The organism is Zavarzinia compransoris (assembly GCF_003173055.1).
Lineage (GTDB): Bacteria > Pseudomonadota > Alphaproteobacteria > Zavarziniales > Zavarziniaceae > Zavarzinia > Zavarzinia compransoris.
Genome location: NZ_QGLF01000002.1, coordinates 777,865 through 795,827, shown reverse-complemented (window position 1 = coordinate 795,827; position 17,963 = coordinate 777,865). Strand labels below are relative to the sequence as shown.

The following is a 17,963-nucleotide window of genomic DNA, read 5'->3' as shown; positions in this document are numbered from 1 at the left end:
GCCCGCCTCAGCGCCGTTCGAGGCGCAGCGCCGCGTTCGGGCAATAATTGATGGCGGATTGCACCGCCGCCATCTCGGCCTCGGTCACCGCTTCCTTGACGATGCGCAGCACGCCGTCCTCGCCGACGTGGAAATGATCCGGCGCCTCGCCCATGCACATGGCATGGCCCTGGCAGAGACCGCGATCGACGGCGACCGTGATCTTCGGCATTTCCACCCGGGCGCGGGCGCCGTGATCGACCGGGCATTTGCCGGCGGCGGGCGGCGGCTCGCCCTTGCCGTAATCCGAGACGAAACTCGAAGCCGGGCGCCGGCGATAGCGCAGGCGGCAGGGCGATTTCGGCTGCACGATCATGTCGGCGTAATTGTCGACATAGCTCTCGGGCGCGTCGACCAGTTCGAAGTCGTAGCGGCGCAGCAGCACGGCGAAGATCGCCTTGATCTGGAACATGGCGAAGGCATTGCCCGAGCATTTGTGCTTGCCGCCGCCGAAGGGCTGATAGGCCATCAGGTTGCGGTCCTCGCGCCGCTCGGGCGAGAAGCGGTCGGGATCGAAGGCGGCCGGATTGGAGAACAGGCGCGACATGCGGTGCGTCACCGGCGGCGAGGCCCAGACCATGTCGCCGGCCTTGATCGTGTAACCCTTGACATGCAGGTCTTCCGACACTTGCCGCATCAGGATGATCAGGGGCGGATGCAGGCGCAGCACTTCCTTCAGCACGTTTTCGAGCACGGGCATTTCCCGCAGGCTCTGGAAGGTGACGTCGCCCTTGCGGCCCAACAGGGCGTCCAGTTCCTGCCGCGCCGCGCGCAGGACCGGCGGGTTCTTGAGGAGTTCCAGGAGCACCCAGGCCGCGGTGCCGGAACTCGTGTGGTGGCCGGCGAAGATGGCGCCGACCAGCAGGCCGGTGATCTCGTTTTCGTCGAGCTTGGCGCCGTCCTCGTAACGCATGTCGATCAGCGACTGGAACATGTCGCTGGGCTTTTCCGCCTGGGAGGCGCGCTTCCGCACGATGGCGCCGACCAGTTCCTGGAGGCGCTTGCGCGCCTTGTCGCGGCGGCGGAACTTCGGGATCGGCAGATTGGGGAAATGATAGGCGAGGGGGTGCACGCCCTGTTCGAGGTCGTGATAGATATGGGCGAATTCGGTGCTCAGCTCGTAGCGGAATTCGCGTCCGAGCAGGCAATGGCTGGCGGTATTGATCGTCAGCTGCTTCATGAACTCGACCAGTTCGATCTCGCCGGCATCGCCCCAGCCGGCGATGATGTCCTCGACCTCCTGGACGATCTTCGTCGAATGGTCGCGCATGGCCTCGACCCGGAGGGCCGGCATCAGCATGCGCAGCTGTTCGTTCTTCCGCGCGATCGGGGCGTCGAAGACGAGACCTTCGCCGAAGATCGGCGTCATCAGCTTATAGGCCGCCGACTGGTCGAGCTGTTCGTCCGAGGAACGGTAGAAGGCTTCGCTCGCCTCGTCCCCGGTCAGCAGCACGATGCGCTGGCCGAGCAGGCGGAAGGCCGCGACCTCGCCCGCCTCGCGCGCCGCCCGCTCGACGAATTTGAACGGGTTGGAAGCGAAGGCGAGCATATGGCCGATCCAGGGGATGCCCCCCTTCACCATCGGCGGCTCGTCGCCGCCGCCGGCCCGCGCACTTGCCTGGACACTCATGCCTTCCCCCCCTCGCCCTGATGCCGCCTGCGACGGTCGCCCGGACCGGGCCGCGTTTCCTGGGAAGGAAGACTATACAGAAATACTAAATATGTAAAATCGTAAGTTCAGAATCCGATCACCGCTCGACCGTCAGCCACAGGGCGGGGCTGAGGCGCAGGCTGTCGGCGACGATGCGGCTGGCGGAGGCTTGCTCGACCGCGACGCCGAGGCCGACTAGGTCCGCGCCCACGTCGCCTGCGTCATAGGCGCAGGTGGCAAGGGTGCGGCCGCTGCCGTCCATACCGCGGTCGACGCAGGCGATGCGCTGCCAGCCGACCAGGCGGCGCAGGACCATGGCCGCCTCGCGCCCGCAGTCGCGCTCCCGGCCGTCGCGCAGGCAGTCCTGGCCCAGGGCAGGGGCATCGATGCCGGCAAGGCGGATGCGCTCGCCCATCAGGTCCAGGGTCTCGCCGTCGACGACCGAGGCATAGCCGGCGATCACCCGGGGCGCCGGCCCGGCCAGCAGGCCCGGCAGGCCGGACAGGGCATAGGCGACGGCGGCGGCGAGCAGCAGGCCCGCCAGCAGCAGCGACAGGCCATAGGCATCGACCGTCCTTGCCTGGATGCGTCCCTGGGCCTGTATGCGCCCCTGGAATTTCGATCTGCGTTGCATGTGGTTCACCCGATCCCAATGCAACCAATTTGAATGTAAACCGTTAGAATTTCCTGAATGGGGACATGTCTTTGTCCCGCCATTTTTCCATGACAGGGTCAAGGCCCGGCGATAGCCTGCGGCTCGCCCGGGACCGGCAGGGAGAGACGCGAAAGCGGCGTGCCGCCCGGGTGTCACCCATAAGGACGGAAAGACCCATGACCCTCGACCCCCAGGCCAAGGCCATTCTCGACCAGGTGGCGCGCTCGCCCCTGCCCAAGCTGCATCAGGTGCCGGCCAGCATCGCCCGCCAGATGTTCGAGATGACCTGCAAGCTGACCGACATCAAGGACCAGCCCATCGGCAAGGTCGAGGACCGCACCATGCCGGGCCCGGGCGGCGACATCGGCCTGCGCATCTATACGCCGGTGGCGGCCCCGCCCGGCCCCCTGCCGGTGCTGGTGTTCTTCCATGGCGGCGGCTTCGTCATCGGCAGCCTGGACACCCATGACGGCGGCTGCCGGCTGCTGGCCAACGAGGCGAAGTGCCTGGTCGTCGCCGTCGACTACCGCCTCGCCCCCGAGCACCGCTTTCCGGCCGCGGTCGAGGATTGCCTCGCCGCCGTCCATTGGGTGGCGCGCAATGCCGCGGCCCTGGGCGCCGATGCGACGCGGATCGCGGTCGGCGGCGACAGCGCGGGCGGCAATCTGTCCGCCGTGGTCAGCCAGCAGGTCCGCGATGCCGGCGGGCCCCGCATCGTCTTCCAATTGCTGATCTACCCGGCGACCGATGCCCTGCACGAGGGCCTGTCGCGCACTGCCAATGCCGAGGGCTATATGCTCGACCAGGACCTGATGACCTGGTTCTTCCAGCAATATGTCGGCGACGGCAGCAGCGACCTCGGCGATCCGCGCTTCTCGCCGCTGCGCCACCCGGACCTGGCCCGGCTGCCGGCGGCCCATGTCGTCGTCGCCGGCTTCGACCCCCTGCGGGACGAAGGCATCGCCTACGCCCGGGCCCTGGAAGCCGCGGGCAACGAGGTGACGCTGGCCGAATTCCCCGGCCAGATTCACGGCTTCTGTTCCATGGGCGGGGTGATCGAGGCCGGGCGCACCGCCCTCTCCCAGGGCGCCGCCCGCCTGCGCGAGACTTTCGCCAAGGCTTAAGGGCGCGGGGCGCCTACGGTTCGGATCAAGGGCGCGGCGCACCCATCAGGGCCGGGCGATCGCGCTTCATGATCGCGCTGATCTGGTCGATGGTGGCGCGCAGCCGCGGCGCATGGCGCAGGTCGCGGTGCACCGCCAGCCAGACTTCGCGCAAGGGGCAGGCGCCGGGCGCGGTCAGGCGGGTCAGGCCCTCGTCGTCGCCGATGAAGCAGGGCAGCAGGGCAAGGCCGAGCCCGGCCTTGACCGCCGCCAGCTGCGCCGGCGTGCCGTCGACGCGCAGCGCCGGCCGGGCGCCCCGGGCGATCTGGGCGAACCATTGGGCATCCGCCGCCCCCGACAGTTCGGGCGGCGGGCCGATCGCGTCGCAGCCGGCAAAGGTGCCCGCCACCGGCGAGCGCCGCTCCTCCGGATCGAGGCCGGCCGCCAGCACATAGCGCGGCGCGGCATAGACCGCGAAGGCGACGAAAGCGACGCGGCGGACGAAAAGCTCCGCCTGGTCGGGCAGGGCGAAGCGAAGCGCGATATCGCTGTCGCGCCGGGCGAGCACCGGCGGCCGCTCGTCCGAGACGAGTTCGAGGGCAAGCCCCGGATGGCTGGAGACGAAGGGGGCAAGGCGCGGCGCCAGAAAGGGCGCGATCAGCAGTTCCGGCGCCGAGAGGCGCAGCACGCCTTCGAGCGGCAGCGGCCCGCCCGCCAGTTCGACCGACAATTCGGCCACAGTCCCCGCCATATGCTCGGCGGCGGCGACCACCCTGGCCCCCAGTTCGGTGGCCACCAGGCTGGTGCCCTGGCGCTCGAACAAAGGCCGGCCGACCGCGGCCTCGAGCGCCGACAGCCGCCGCCCCATGGTCGACTGGTTGAGGCCGAGGGCACGGCCGGCCGCGGTCAGCGTGCCGTGGCGGGCGATCGCCAGCGCGATCTTCAGATCATCCCAATCCTGCATGGTCCAAGACATAGCCGCAGTTGAAGCGCCGCGCAGCCCCCGGCAAAGCGCGATCCGGTTACCACACCCGCCGAGGAAACGCATTTCGCGCTTGCAAAAAGGTCGCGACTCGAAAACGGCCGGTCTAAGTTAAATCCTGTATGACAACAGTCGAGACATTTGCCCAAAGACACTTGTCCGAAGGACATCTGCCCGACTGCATCGGATTTTCCGCATTGGTGCCTCTGCCATGATGCCTTTTGGCCGCCGCAGCTCTGTTGCCGCTGTCGGCGCGATCGCCCTGCTCGGTTCGTTCGTGCTCATGGCGGCCGGGATTCCGGCCTGGGCGGCGAATTACCAGGAAGGGTTCGCCGCCTACGAGCGCGGCGACTACGTGGAGGCCTATCGCGTCTGGCTGCCCCTGGCCGAGGGCGGCGATTCCGATGCCCAGTTCGGCGTCGGCGTCATGCTCGACAATGGCCAGGGCCTGGCCGAAAACGATGCCGAGGCGGCCAAATGGTACCGCCTCGCCGCCGAGCGCGGCAATCCGGATGCCCAGTTCAACCTCGCCCTGCTCTATGATTCCGGCAAGGGCGTGCAGGTGAACAAGGAAGAGGCTGCCTTCTGGTACCGCAAGGCCGCGATCACCGGCCATGTCGGCGCGCAGTATAATCTGGCCCTGATGCTGGAGAATGGCGACGGCATCCTGCGCGACCCGATCGCCGCCGCGGACTGGTACCGCAAGGCCGCCGAACAGGGCCACGCCAAGGCCCAGAACAACCTGGGCGTCCTTTACGACAAGGGCATCGGCATCGCCGAGGACAAGGTGGAGGCCGCGCGCTGGTATGCCGCCGCCGCCGAACAGGGCTTCGCCCGCGCCCAGTTCAACCTGGGCGTCATGTTCGATTTCGGCACCGGCGTCCCCCTCGACGATATCGAAGCGGCCAAATGGTACCGCAAGGCCGCCGAACAGGGCGATGTCGAGGCGCAGTTCAACCTTGCCCTGATGCTGGATGCCGGCGAAGGCATTCCCGCCAACAAGGCGGAGGCAGCGCTCTGGTACCGCAAGGCGGCCGAACAGGGCAATGCCGCGGCCCAGAACAACCTGGGCGTCCTGCTCGATTCCGGCGACGGCATCGCCCGCGCGCCCGACGAGGCCGCCTATTGGTACGAACAGGCCGCCCAGCGCGGCAATACCAGCGCCATGCGCAACTTGGCCGCCCTGCACCGCGATGGCCAGGGCGTGCCCCAGGACCTGATCGAAGCCTATAAGTGGCTGACCATCGCCATCGAGTCCATGGGCTCCGGCCCCGACCGCGAAGCCGCCCTCGAGGAGCGGGGCGACCTGAGCGAGCGCATGGAACGGGCGGAAACCAAGGAAGCCCGGCGCCGGGCCGACGAATGGCTGCGCCGCGCCGGCCCGGGCAGCGCCGCGCCCCGGGTCGCCAGCACCGGCCCCGCCGACCAGCCCCCGCCCGAGCGCAGCCGCACCGAACTGGATTCGACCGGCTCCGGCTTCTTCATTTCCCAAAGCGGCATGGTGCTGACCAACCATCACGTCATCGCCGCCTGCAGCGACCTGAAGCTGCGCCTGGGGCGGGAGGCGATCGGCGCCGCCACCGTGCTCGCCAGCGACGCCGCCCACGACCTCGCCCTGCTGCGCGCCTCGTCCGTCCCGCCCGCCCATGCCGTGTTCCGCATGGGCAAGGATGTGCGCCCGGGCGACGATGTCGTCGCCATCGGCTATCCCCTGCGCGGGCTGCTGTCGTCGGAAGCCAATGTCGCCACGGGCACGATCAGCGCCAATGCGGGGCTGCGCGACGATCCCGATTACTTCCAGATTTCGGCGCCGGTGCAGCCGGGCAATTCCGGCGGGCCGCTGCTCGACCGTTCGGGCCATGTCATCGGCATCGTCTCGGCCAAGCTCGACGCCCTCGAAGTGGTCGATGCCTATGGCGACATTCCGCAGAACGTGAATTTCGCCATCAAGGGACGGGTGGTTTCCGCCTTCCTGAACCGGGCCCAGGTGGTGCCGGTGGCCGCCGATTCGATCACGCCGCTGTCCGCCGCCGATGTCGGCGAGATCGCCCGGCGCTATACGGTGCTGGTGGAGTGCTGGAAATGACCGGGCGCCTGATCGGCATCGCCCGCCGCGCCAGGCCGCGCGCCGCCATGGAAACCCTGGACCAGGTGGAGATCACGGCCACGGCCGGGGTCGCCGGCGACATCAGGGGCAGGCCCGGCAAGCGCCAGGTGACCGTGCTGGCGGCCGAAGGGTTCGCCGCCGCCGTCGCCGAGATCGCGCCCCCGCCGGCCCATGCCCCCTGGACCCTGCGCCGGGCCAACCTGCTGGTCGAAGGCATCGCCCTGCCCCGTACCGTCGGCGCCCGCGTCGCCATCGGCCCGGTCGTGCTCGAAGTGACGGGGGAAACCGACCCCTGCTCGCGCATGGATGCCCAATTGCCCGGCCTGACAAGGGCCCTGACGCCGGATTGGCGCGGCGGCGTCACCTGCCGCGTGCTCCAGGGCGGCGCCATCGCCCTGGGCGATACGGTCGCGCCGGCCTGAAACCCGATTCCCTGACGAGTCAGGGCCGGATCAGGGGCGCATCCACGCCGTCGTTCGAATCGTGAACGTCCATCTCGGCGAAGGACTTGATCAGGAACATATTGAGGTTGAAGAAGCGCGCGGCGCGGGTGGTGAAACTGCCGCCGACGATATGCTGGAGAAAGCGCAGCATATCCGCGCAGTCCAGCTTGCGGCCGCCCTCCGCCCCCAGTTTCGCCGACTGCCGGTCGGCGTAATCGACGCTGAGCCCGGCCGACGACAGCAGGTCGGCATCGTTCAGCAGCGCCGCCATGCGCAGCAGGCGGCGATCGTCCGCCAGCGGCTTCAGTTCGGCGAAGGCCTGCCCAGGCTCCGGCGGCAGGCCGCCGTAGAAGGCGGCGCTGTGCAGCGCCTTCATGTAGAGATTGGGCCCCGCCGGATCGGTGGCGAGCACGATCGCCCGGATCGCGGCGCAATCCGCCTCGTCCATGCCCGCGGCCCGGAATTGCGGATGCGCGGTGTCATAGGCCAGCGATTCCAGGCGGAAGCGGGTCGGCCCGTTCATGGTGCCGTCGTGCTCGTAGTCGTGGATCAGCGCGGACAGGCACAGCAGCGCCCGTTCCCGGTCGTTCAGGCGGATGTGGGTCGCGACCAGGTCGTTGCGGATCGCCAGGTAATGGGCGTTCAGCAGGACTTCCAGGGTGTGATGGGCATTGTGATAGGGATTGACCGGCACCGGCGTGTCCCGCCGCTCGATGGCGGCGGCGATCGGCGCGGCGGCCCGGCGATAGGGATGGTCCGGCCCGAAGCCATAGGCGGCCAGCACCCAGTCGGCGATCGGGCCGAGCTTCGGTTCCGGCGCCGCCTCGAGCGCCAGATAGCTGCCGATCATCGACCGGGCGGCGCGCCGCGCGGTATGGCCCTGGACCAGGGCGAAAGGTTCGGCCGCCAGATCGATGCCGGCGGTTCCGGCGATTTCCTGCAATGTCGCGGTCATCACGCCCCCGGATCGATCAACAGCCCGGGCACCGGCGGAAACGGCCGGGCGGCGGATGCTGCGGTCGGAGGACAGGTGGAAATTGCATGGAGACCCGCCGAAAATGCCAGACGTGAATGCGCATATACGGACAGCCTGCGGACCTTCTGCGTCTGTGACCTAGATCACACCGGGCGACATTGGCACGGGGGTAAAGCCCCCCAAGCCCGGCGCCCCCCGGCACTGCGCCATTCTAGATCACCTTTTGCCATGCCGGAACAATGTGAAATTCAGCAGAATTGAGGGGGAAACCGCCATCGCCCCTTTCGGATGGGGCTAAATCTGCGTTAATCACCTTGGACCGGGGAGTGTGGCGTGCCCCGGACCTTTTGGATCGAAGCCGCCGGCCGGCCCGATACCGCCCCTCACGCGGCGGCGCCGACGACGGAAGAACGGGACGCGGAATGACCGAACACGTCGATGCCCAGCCAAGGCCGGACTCCCTCGAACCCCAGCGCGATCCCCCCGAACCGCCGCCCGCGACGGGCCTGATGGACCGGCTCGGCCGGGGGCCGGCGCCGCGCCTGGTGATCGCCGTCTTCGCCTTCGCCCTGTCGGTGGCGGCGATCTTCATCGCCCTGCTCGGCCCGTCCGGCCTCGTCTCCGATATCGCCGCGGCGGACCGGGCGCCGGGCCTGCGCGGCCTGCTTGCCGCCGGCCTGCTGCTCGTCCCCTCGATCCTGCTGCCGCGCCTCGCCGCCGCCGTCGCCACCCGCGGCCGGGGCCAGCCCCTGGTCACCTGGTGCATGGCGGTATCCCTGCTCGCCGCCGTCGTCGCCGCCGGCGGCATCGCCGCGCGGGAAGGGCTGGCGATCTGGATCGCCCTCGGCCTCGACGGCATCGTCGGCGCCTTGCTCGGGCCGCTGGTGCTTTCCGCCCTCTACCGCCGGCTGGCCCCGGCCGAGCGGCTGCCCGGGCTCGCGGCGGCACTCTCCGCCGTCTTTCTCGGCGCCGGTCTCGGCATCGGCCTTGCCCATGTCCTGCTCGCCCTGCCGGGCGGCGGGCCGCTGCTGGCCGCCGCCCTGGTGGTGATCGCAGGCGCCGCCTGGTGGCTGACCGGGCGGCTGGCCACCACCACCGTGGGCGCCCCGCCGGCGGACGGCGAATTGGATCTGGCCGGCCTCGCCCGCGGCGGGGTGATCCAGGCGATCGACCGCATGCGCGCCCGGCAGGCGCCCTGGGCCGCCGCGCTCGGCATCGGCTGGTTCACCGGCCTGACCATCGTCCTGCTGGCCTATCTGCCGGCGGCGGCGCGCCAGTTCCTGCGCGGCGATGCGCTGGTCGAATTCAGCCTGATCGGCCTGTTCGGCCTCGGCGTCACCTTCGGCGCCTATCTGGCACTCCGCCTGACCCGGGGCGAGGCCAGCGCCGCATGGACGCCGCTGGCCCTGATCGTGATGATCTTCGCCGCCTTCGATGCCTATGGCGTCAGCCTGGGCCTGCCGGCGGCGGGCGAGGCGGCGGGGCCGCTCTCGCTCTTCGCCGTCTTCGCCGGCGAGGGCGCGATCCGCCTCGGCCTCGACATCCTCTTCTTCGCCGCGGGCGGCGGGCTGCTGTCGATCCCCCTCCTCGTCCTGGCCGCCGATCCGGAAGACGAGCGGGCGACGGCGCATCACTATGCCATCCTCGGCATGCTGGTCGGCCTCGGCGGGCTGGGCATGCTGCTAGCCGCCATGGCGCTCGCCGGCCTCGGCCTCGGCCTGTCCGGGCTTCTCCTCGTCGTCGCGCTGGCGACATTGGCGGCGGCGCCGCTCGCCCTCCGGCTGTGGCCCGATCACCTGTTCAAGCAGGCGGCGGCCAAGCTGCTGCGCTTCCTGTTCCGGGTCGAGGTCACGGGCGGGCACCATATCCCGGCCGACGGCACGCCGGTGGTGATCGTCTCCAACCACGTCTCCCACCTCGATGCACCCCTGCTGGCCGCCTTCCTGCCCGGCACGCCCCATTTCGCCGCCAGCGCCGCCGTCAGCCGGACCTTCGCCGCCCGGCTGATGGCCAAGCTGATCAAGCTGCACCCGGTCGACACCTCGAAGCCGGTCGCGGTCAAGGCCCTGATCGGCGCGGTCGAGGCCGGCACGCCCATGGTGATCTTCCCCGAAGGCCGGCCGACCGTGACCGGCAGCCTGATGAAGATCTACGAGGGCCCGGGCATGGTCGCCGACCGGGCCGGCGCCGCGATCCTGCCGATCCGCATCGAGGGGCCGCAATATTCCCTGTTCTCGCGCCTCGGCGGCAAGACGCACCGCCGGCTTTTCCCCAAGGTGACGATCCACATCCAGGAGCCGCGCCGCTTCGACGTGCCCGCCGGCATCGCCGGCCGCCACCGCCGCCAGGTCGTCGGCAACAAGCTCTACGACGTCATGGTCGAGATGATGTTCGAATCGACCGATCTCGACCTCAACCTGTGGCAGGCCCTGCTGCGCGCCCGCACCAACCACGGCGGCGCCAGCCCTATCGTCGAGGACCAGGAGCGCAAGCCCCTGACCTACAACCGCTTCGTCATGAGCACCTTCGTGCTCGGCCGGGCGCTGTCGCGCCTGACGGCGGAGCGCGAGATCGTCGGCGTGCTGCTGCCGAATTCGGCCGGCGTCGCCGTCACTTTCTTCGCCCTCACCGCCTTCGGCCGGGTCCCGGCCATGCTGAATTTCTCCGCCGGGCCGTCGACCATGGCCTCCGCCTGCCGCACCGCCAAGGTGAAGACCGTGCTGACGGCACGCCGCTTCGTCGCCCTCGGCAAGCTCGACGAGGCGGTGAAGGCGATCGGCGAGGTGGCGGAAGTCGTCTATCTCGAGGATATCCGCACCAAGCTGTCGCTGGGCGACAAGCTGTGGGGCCTGGCCGCCGCCCGGGCGCCGCGCTTCTTCCACGGCGATGCCGTCTCCAAGCCGGACGATCCGGCGGTGGTCCTCTTCACCTCGGGCAGCGAGGGCCTGCCCAAGGGCGTCGTTCTCAGCCACCGCAACCTGAACGCCAACCAGAACCAGATCGCCTCGATCGTCGACATCACGGGCCAGGACAAGGTGCTGAACCCCCTGCCGGTGTTCCATTCCTTCGGCCTGCTGGGCGGCCTGATCCTGCCCATGCTGCAGGGGGTGAAGACCTTCCTCTATCCCTCGCCGCTGCATTACCGGGCGATCCCGGAACTGGTCTATGAGACCGGCTCGACCATGATGTTCGGCACCGATACCTTCCTGAACGGCTATGCCCGGGCGGCGCACCCTTACGACTTCTATTCGACCCGCTATATCTTCGCCGGGGCGGAACGGGTGAAGGACGAGACGCGGCGCATCTACGGCGAGAAATTCGGCGTCCGCATCCTCGAAGGCTATGGCACCACCGAATGCTCGCCGGTGGTCGCGGTCAATACCGCGATGCAGTTCAAGCCCGGCTCGGTCGGCCGCCTGCTGCCCGCCATGCGCGCCCGGCTGGAGCCGGTCGAAGGCATCGACCGCGGCGGCCGCCTCGTCGTGCGCGGGCCGAACATCATGCTCGGCTATTTCCGCCCCGACCGGCCGGCGGAACTGGAGCCGCCGGCGGATGCCTGGTACGACACCGGCGACATCGTCGAGATCGACGATCTCGGCTTCGTCACCATCCTCGGCCGGGCCAAGCGCTTCGCCAAGGTCGCGGGCGAGATGGTCAGCCTCGCCGCCGTCGAGCACGAGGCGGCCGACCTCTGGCCCGATTTCGCCCATGCGGTCGTGAACCTGCCCGACCCCGCCAAGGGCGAGCGCCTGGCCATGATGACGACCTGCCCCGACGCCGACCGCGGCACCTTCTCGAAGCACCTGCACGACCGCGGCCTGACCGAACTGATGCTGCCGAAGACCATCGTCCATGTCGCCGAACTGCCCCTGCTCGGCTCGGGCAAGACCGATTACCAGGCGGTGAAACAGGCCCTGGGCAAGGGCTGATCGATCAGCCCCAGAGCAGCAGTTTCAGGGCCAGGGCCACCGACATCACCACGAGGACGGGGCGCACGATCCGCGCCCCGACCTTCACCACCAGCTGCGCCCCGACCTGGGCGCCGATCAGCTGGCCGAGCGCCATCACCCCGCCGATCACCCAGACGACATGGCCGCCGCCGATGAAGACGGCCAGCGAGGCGATGTTCGAGGTGAAGTTCAGGACCTTGGCATGAGCCGTCGCCCGGCGCAGCGAATGGCCGAGCAGGGCGACGAAGGCAATGGCGAAGAAGGAGCCGGTGCCCGGCCCGAAGAACCCGTCGTAGGCCCCGATCAGGGGCGCCACCAGGGCGATGAAGAAAATGTCGGAAACCCTTCGGTGGGCCTCGATATCGCCCGCCCGGGGCGACAGCAGGACATAGAGCGCGACCCCGACCAGCAGCACCGGGATCATCCGGGCCAGGGCCGAGGCATCGATCATGCGGACGCCGATGGTCCCGATCACGGCCCCGACAAGGGTGGCGGCGATGAAGGGCCAGAAGGCGCGGAGATCGATCTCGCCCCGGCGGATGAAGGTGATGCTGGCGGCCAGGGAGCCGAAAGTGCCCTGCAGCTTGTTGGTGGCCAATGTCTGCGCCGGCGGCACCCCGACCGAGAGCAGCACGGGCACGGTCAGCAGGCCGCCGCCACCCGCGATGGCATCGATGCAGCCGGCGACGAGGGCGACGAGAAACAGAAGGCCCAGGATTTCCGGGCCGGCGATGAACTCCATGATGGCTCAGGCTTTCAGCAGGCGGAAGCGGGCCATCCCGAACAGGAACAGGGGGGCGAGGACGAAATGCAGCAAATCCGGCAACGCGCCCCGCGCCGATTGTCCGAGGACGGCGACATCCGCCACTTCTAGCCCGAGACCGGCCAGGATGACCACGCCGATCGGCGCCAGGTGGCCAAGCCCCCGGCGCAGGGCCAGCGAAACGAGCACGAACAGCAGCAGGCCCAGATAGACCTGCCCGGTCTCGGCATCGCCGGGCAGCACTTGGAACAGGGTCCGCCTGACATCGGCATACATGCGGCTTTACCCCTGTCGTTAATCTTTCGTTCGCCATCACGGCTTAAGGTCGGGGAGAAGAATGCCACAGACCGAGCTGCGCCGCCCATGGCCTCGAAACTTCCCGCCGTCCGCCTGAACACCATCGGCCAGATCGAGGAACACGGCTATGCCCTTCGCCTCGACTGCCCGTCCTGCGCCCGGGGCGCCGACGTCGACCTGCCGGCCTTGCTGCGCCAATTGGGCCGGGACTTCACCCTGCCCGAATTGCGCCGCCACGCCGCCTGCCCCCATTGCGGCGGCGCGGTCACCCTGACCATGCGCCTCGAAGCCGCCGGGACGCGCCCGGACGGCCACCCGATGGCGATCCGCCTCAAGCCCCGGCGCTGACCGTCACAGCGTCTCGCCGGTGCCGAGGATCGCGGTCACCTGCGACGACCAATGGCCGCCGTTGCCATGGCAGAGCGCCAGTTTCGGGCGGTCGAGCTGGCGGGCCCCGCATTCCCCGCGCAATTGCCGGACCGCCTCGATCAGCAGGAACAGCCCGTACATGCCGGGATGGACACAGGACAGCCCGCCGCCGTTGGTGTTGAGGGCGAAGCCGCCGCCGTGGCGCAGCCGGCCGTCGGCGACGAAGCGCCCGCCCTCGCCCTTGGGGCAGAAGCCGAGATCTTCGAGGAACATGATCGGCGTGATGGTGAAGGCGTCATAGAGCATGACGAGGTCGAGATCGGCATGGCCGACCCCGGCCATCGCCATCGCCCGGGGGCCGGAACGGCTGGCCGCGGTGGTGGTCAGGTCCGGCATCGAGGACACCCAACGGTGCCAGTTCTCCGCCGCGACGCCGAGGAGATAGGCCGGCGGCTTCGGAAAATCACGGGCCCGGTCGGCCCTGGTCATGATCACGGCGCCGGCGCCGTCGGTCACCAGACAGCAGTCCCTGACCGTCAGGGGATCGGACACCATGCGCGAGGCAAGCACATCGCCGATCGACAGGGGCCCCCGGGCGCAGGCTTCCGGGTTCAGGTTGGCCCAGGTCCGGGCCGCCACCGCCACCTCGGCCAGATGCTCGCGCGTGGTGCCGAACTCGTGCATGTGGCGCGCCGCCGCCAGGGCATAGGCGGAAACCGGATAGCGCGGCTTGTAGGGCGCCTCGAACGGCACGATCTCGCTGGTCGAGACGAATTTGCCCGCCCCGGTCTTCTGATTCGAGCCATAGGTGATCAGCGCCACCTCGCACAGGCCGGCATCGAGGGCGAGGGCCGCCCATTGCAGATGGGCGAGGAAGGACGAGCCGCCGGTATTGGTGCCCTCGGTCACCCGGGGCCGCAGCCCCAGGTATTCGACGACATTCACCGCCGGCATGGAATTGACCATGGTGGCGGCAAAGACGCCGTCGATATCGGACAGTTTCAGGCCGCAGTCGGCCAGCGCGGCATGGGTGGCATCGCCGACGATGTCGAAGGCGGTGCGGCCCGGCGCCGCGCCGATGCCGCCATGGCCGACGCCGACGATGGCGGCGGTGCCGCGCAGGCGGGGATTGACCATCACGCCCCCTCCGCCACCGGCCGGAACACCACGAGGGGAGCCTCGTCCTCGGTCACGATCGCGGCCTCGACCGCCATGCCGATGGCGACGGCGGCCGGCGCCACGCCATCGACCCGCGCCATCATGCGCGGCCCCTCGGCGAAATCGATCAGGGCGACGTTATAGTCGCCACCCTCCTCGGCCCGGCGGCGGACGGTGGTGGTCGAATGGACCGTGCCCCGGCCGCTGGCGGGGCGCAGCACGATGGCATTGGCGCCGCAATGCGGGCAGAGCACCCGGGGAAAGAAATGGGCGCGGCCGCACGCCTCGCAGAAGGGCAGGGTCAGCCGCCCCTCGCCCAGGGCATCGCGCCACAGGCGTTCGGTGCCCGGCCCGGCCGCCGTTACACGGATCTCCATCCCCCACTCTCCTCAACCGCTTTTCATTGTATTTTCCGGCACCCTAGCCAGTGGCGGCGATGGCGGCAAGCCGCGGACTTGCCATCAGCGCCGGGCCCATTATCCTGGCGCCGCCCGCCAAGGAGTGAAACAGCATGAGTTCGGCCTATCTGGACGATGTCATCGCGGAAGTGGCCCGCCGCCTCGGGGCCGATTCGAGCCTCGATGCGACGCTGAAAGTCGATTTCCGAGGCGAGGGCTTCGTCTATATCGACGGCACCGTCAAGCCGAACACGGTGACCAACGAGGACCGGCCGGCCGATTGCACCATCTCGGTCACGCTGAACGATTTCCGCGCCATGACCGACGGCAAGCTGAACGGCACCACCGCCTTCATGACCGGGCGCCTGAAGGTGCAGGGCAATATGGGCGTCGCCATGAAGCTCGGCCCGATCCTGCAGAACAAATAGGGGAACCGCCGGCGCCCGGACGGCGTTCCTAAGCCCGAATCCGAGGCGCTGTGACCAGGGTCACAGCACCGGTCTGGCAAGCGGCCGCGCCCGGACCTAGTATGGAGCGAAACCGGTACCGGCAACGGTGCCGCGCCATGAGGGAGCATCCCATGTTGAAGCACGCCTTGATCATCGCCCTGGCCGGCGGCCTGCTGGCCGGCTGCGCCCAGGACGGCCGGATTTCCAACACGGGCGCCGGCGCCGGCATCGGCGCGCTGGTCGGCGCGGGCATCGGTGCCGCGGTCGCGGGCAACCGCGGCCAAGGCGCCCTGATCGGCGCCGGCATCGGCGCGCTGACCGGCGGCGCCGTCGGCTATTACATGGACGAGCAGGAGCGCCAGCTGCGCGAGAAGATGGCCGGCACCGGCGTCGAGGTCGAGCGCGTGGGCGACAGCATCCGCCTGATCATGCCGGGCGGCGTCACCTTCCGCACCGGTTCGTCCGAGATCCAGCCGCAGTTCTACAGCCCGCTGGACCAGGTCGCCGCCACCCTGAACCAATATCCGCAGTCCCTGATCGACATCATCGGCCATACCGACAATGTCGGCTCGGACCAGATGAACCAGCAGCTGTCGGAGCGCCGGGCGTCTTCGGTCGCCAGCTATCTGATGTCGCGCGGCGTCGTGCCCCAGCGCGTGAACGCCTATGGCATGGGCGAAACCCAGCCGATCGCCGACAACAACACCGACTTCGGGCGCCAGCGCAACCGCCGCGTCGAAGTGCTGATCCGGCCCTATACCGGCTGATCGCCCTCCCCCGGCTTTCGACCTAAGAATTAAACGGCCCTGGCGCGACCAGGGCCGTTTTTGTGTATAGACTCGGTCAAATTGCGGCGAAATGCCGCCAAAAGGTCTCCGGCCGAGAAAGGCCGGGTTAAGCAAATCAAGGCAGCATAGGATCATGTCCTCGATTACGACCTCCCCCAGCGCCGGCAAGCCCCCCACCTCCGTGCTCATCCTCGACGATGACACGGATCTTTCGGAGGTTCTGCGCCTGCGCCTGGAGCGGGACGGCTTCGCGGTCGAGACCGCGCGCTCGGTGCCCGAACTCGAATCGATCTGCGGCCAGGGTTGCCCTTCGGCGGTGGTCATGGACCTCAACCTCGGCCAGCAGGACGGCTTGCAGGCCGCCGAATTCCTCGCGACCGCCGCCTATGGCGGGCCGGTGTTCCTGATCAGCGGCTCCGACGACCGGGTCCTGACCGCGGCCCGGCGCCATGCCGAGGCCCAGGGCCTGCTGCTGCCCGCCGTGTTCCGCAAGCCCTTTCCCCTGGCCGACCTGTCGGCTGCGATCGCGGCGGCGGTCGGCGCCGTCCGCCCGGCCGCGGCGGACGATCTGCTGGCCGCGCTCGAACGGGGCGAGATCAGGCCCTATTTCCAGCCGCAGATCGACCTTGCGACCGGGACCGTGGTCGGGGCCGAGGCGCTGGCCCGCTGGGTGAAGCTGGACGGCAGCGTGGCGGCGCCGCGGAATTTCATGCCGGTGGTCGAGGCCGAGAACCTGTGGCGCCCCCTGACCGACCACATGCTGGCCGGCACCGCCGAGGCGATCCGCCACTGGCAGGACCTGGGCGCCGCCCCCTGCAAGGTCTCGATCAATCTCGAGGCCGGCATCGCCGTCGACCCCGGCTTCGGCCCCCATGCCGCCGCCCTGCTCGATGCCGCCGGCATCGACCGCAGCCTGATCCGCTTCGAGATCACGGAACAGACGGCGATGGGCGACCATGCCACCGCGCTCCGCGCCCTGACCTGGATGCGCATCCGCGGCTTCGACCTCGCGATCGACGATTTCGGCACCGGCTTTTCCTCTCTCGCCGTGCTGCACGCCATGCCCTTTTCGGAATTGAAGATCGACCAGTCCTTCGTGCGGCGCATGACCACCGACCGCGACGCCCGCATCATCGTCCGGGCGATCGTCGACCTCGCCCGCAACCTCGACCTGGTTTCGGTCGCCGAGGGGGTGGAGGACCAGGCGACCGCGGCCGCCCTGCGCGATCTCGGCTGCGATCGCGGCCAGGGCTTTCTGTTCGGCGGGCCGGTCGATGTCGCCGGTTTCGCCCGCCACCTGCTCAAGGGAAAAGTGGATCTGCCATGGACGGATCGCGGCGCCGTTTGATGCTGGGCCTCGGGCTCGCCGCGGGCGGGGCCGCCGGCCTCGTGCCCCTGTCGCTGTTCGCGCCGGCGCGGGCGGCGGGCGGAACCCTGCTCAGCCTGACCGACAGGGCCGGGCGGACCAGCGACTTCGACCTCGCCGCACTCAGGGCGCTGCCGCAGGGCACGATCGCGCAGATCACCCCCTGGACCGAGACGGTGAATACCTATGGCGGCCCCCGGCTGCGCGCGGTCCTCGCCGCAGGCGGGGTGGCGGCGGGCGAGACCCTGACCATGACCGCCCTCAACGATTATGCGGTCGAAGTGCCGATGGCGGACGTCAGGGCTTACGACCTGCTGCTGGCCATGACCTGCGACGGCGAGGCCATGCCGGTGCGCGACAAGGGACCCTTGTGGCTGCACTACCCCCTGGCCGAATATCCCGCGCTTGCCCGCAACGAGATCCATGCCCGCATGATCTGGCAGTTGCGCCGCATCGCCGTTTCATGATG

Annotated in this window: 17 protein-coding genes; 9 read left to right on the top strand and 8 right to left on the bottom strand. The window is 69.3% G+C overall.

The window, feature by feature from the left end:
* Positions 1–7: 7 nt before the first annotated feature.
* Complete coding sequence (locus DKG75_RS09560; RefSeq protein WP_109920848.1) at positions 8–1,669, bottom strand: cytochrome P450; 1,662 nt, start codon at positions 1,667–1,669, stop codon at positions 8–10.
* Between the two features lie 118 nt (positions 1,670–1,787).
* Complete coding sequence (locus tag DKG75_RS09555) at positions 1,788–2,324, bottom strand: thermonuclease family protein (RefSeq protein WP_109920847.1); 537 nt, start codon at positions 2,322–2,324, stop codon at positions 1,788–1,790.
* Positions 2,325–2,521: 197 nt separating this feature from the next.
* Between DKG75_RS09555 and DKG75_RS09550 the strand changes: the two genes are divergently transcribed.
* Positions 2,522–3,469 (top strand): alpha/beta hydrolase, encoded by a 948-nt coding sequence (locus DKG75_RS09550; RefSeq protein ID WP_109920846.1) that lies wholly within the window; start codon positions 2,522–2,524, stop codon positions 3,467–3,469.
* Positions 3,470–3,494: 25 nt separating this feature from the next.
* Here DKG75_RS09550 and DKG75_RS09545 read toward each other — a convergent pair whose 3' ends face one another.
* The gene (locus DKG75_RS09545; protein WP_166646383.1) at positions 3,495–4,412 is read right to left on the bottom strand and encodes a LysR family transcriptional regulator; all 918 of its coding nucleotides are present in this window, start codon (positions 4,410–4,412) and stop codon (positions 3,495–3,497) included.
* 229 nt (positions 4,413–4,641) lie between these two features.
* Between DKG75_RS09545 and DKG75_RS09540 the strand changes: the two genes are divergently transcribed.
* Positions 4,642–6,516: a trypsin-like peptidase domain-containing protein gene (locus DKG75_RS09540; protein WP_109920844.1), complete on the top strand. Its 1,875-nt coding sequence runs from the start codon at positions 4,642–4,644 to the stop codon at positions 6,514–6,516.
* On the top strand, positions 6,513–6,959 hold the full coding sequence (locus tag DKG75_RS09535) for an MOSC domain-containing protein (protein WP_109920843.1): 447 nt from the start codon (positions 6,513–6,515) through the stop codon (positions 6,957–6,959). Before DKG75_RS09540 ends, DKG75_RS09535 begins: the two co-directional genes overlap by 4 nt.
* A 19-nt stretch (positions 6,960–6,978) precedes the next feature.
* On the opposite strand, the gene DKG75_RS09530 is transcribed toward DKG75_RS09535, so the two are convergent.
* Entirely contained in the window at positions 6,979–7,935 is a 957-nt protein-coding gene (locus DKG75_RS09530) for an HD domain-containing protein (RefSeq protein WP_109920842.1), read from the bottom strand.
* A 443-nt stretch (positions 7,936–8,378) separates the two neighbouring features.
* Between DKG75_RS09530 and DKG75_RS09525 the strand changes: the two genes are divergently transcribed.
* Positions 8,379–11,885, top strand: coding sequence for an AMP-binding protein (locus DKG75_RS09525; protein WP_109920841.1), 3,507 nt, complete (start codon positions 8,379–8,381; stop codon positions 11,883–11,885).
* A gap of 4 nt (positions 11,886–11,889) precedes the next feature.
* On the opposite strand, the gene DKG75_RS09520 is transcribed toward DKG75_RS09525, so the two are convergent.
* Together DKG75_RS09520 and DKG75_RS09515 are read right to left on the bottom strand one after the other, a co-directional pair.
* On the bottom strand, positions 11,890–12,648 hold the full coding sequence (locus DKG75_RS09520) for a TSUP family transporter (RefSeq protein ID WP_109920840.1): 759 nt from the start codon (positions 12,646–12,648) through the stop codon (positions 11,890–11,892).
* A 6-nt stretch (positions 12,649–12,654) separates the two neighbouring features.
* Complete coding sequence (locus DKG75_RS09515) at positions 12,655–12,945, bottom strand: hypothetical protein (protein WP_109920839.1); 291 nt, start codon at positions 12,943–12,945, stop codon at positions 12,655–12,657.
* Between the two features lie 87 nt (positions 12,946–13,032).
* Here DKG75_RS09515 and DKG75_RS09510 point away from each other — a divergent pair, with 87 nt between their 5' ends.
* The gene (locus tag DKG75_RS09510; RefSeq protein ID WP_109920838.1) at positions 13,033–13,314 is read left to right on the top strand and encodes a hypothetical protein; all 282 of its coding nucleotides are present in this window, start codon (positions 13,033–13,035) and stop codon (positions 13,312–13,314) included.
* Between the two features lie 3 nt (positions 13,315–13,317).
* Here the strand turns inward: DKG75_RS09510 and DKG75_RS09505 are convergent, their stop codons facing one another.
* Together DKG75_RS09505 and DKG75_RS09500 are read right to left on the bottom strand one after the other, a co-directional pair.
* Positions 13,318–14,472 carry a thiolase gene (locus DKG75_RS09505; RefSeq protein ID WP_109920837.1) on the bottom strand — a complete coding sequence of 385 codons (1,155 nt, stop codon included), beginning with the start codon at positions 14,470–14,472 and terminating at the stop codon, positions 13,318–13,320.
* On the bottom strand, positions 14,472–14,870 hold the full coding sequence (locus DKG75_RS09500) for a Zn-ribbon domain-containing OB-fold protein (RefSeq protein WP_109920836.1): 399 nt from the start codon (positions 14,868–14,870) through the stop codon (positions 14,472–14,474). Before DKG75_RS09500 ends, DKG75_RS09505 begins: the two co-directional genes overlap by 1 nt.
* A 134-nt stretch (positions 14,871–15,004) precedes the next feature.
* Between DKG75_RS09500 and DKG75_RS09495 the strand changes: the two genes are divergently transcribed.
* The 4 genes from DKG75_RS09495 (at position 15,005) to DKG75_RS09480 (ending at position 17,961) form a co-directional block, all read left to right on the top strand.
* Positions 15,005–15,319 carry an SCP2 sterol-binding domain-containing protein gene (locus tag DKG75_RS09495; RefSeq protein WP_109920835.1) on the top strand — a complete coding sequence of 105 codons (315 nt, stop codon included), beginning with the start codon at positions 15,005–15,007 and terminating at the stop codon, positions 15,317–15,319.
* A gap of 152 nt (positions 15,320–15,471) precedes the next feature.
* Entirely contained in the window at positions 15,472–16,107 is a 636-nt protein-coding gene (locus DKG75_RS09490) for a YiaD family glycine zipper/OmpA-like lipoprotein (RefSeq protein ID WP_109920834.1), read from the top strand.
* Positions 16,108–16,261: 154 nt separating this feature from the next.
* Positions 16,262–17,476 (top strand): EAL domain-containing response regulator, encoded by a 1,215-nt coding sequence (locus DKG75_RS09485; RefSeq protein ID WP_166646384.1) that lies wholly within the window; start codon positions 16,262–16,264, stop codon positions 17,474–17,476.
* The gene (locus DKG75_RS09480; protein ID WP_133636823.1) at positions 17,452–17,961 is read left to right on the top strand and encodes a putative pterin-binding protein; all 510 of its coding nucleotides are present in this window, start codon (positions 17,452–17,454) and stop codon (positions 17,959–17,961) included. The genes DKG75_RS09485 and DKG75_RS09480 overlap by 25 nt, the downstream gene beginning before the upstream one ends.
* Positions 17,962–17,963: the final 2 nt, after the last annotated feature.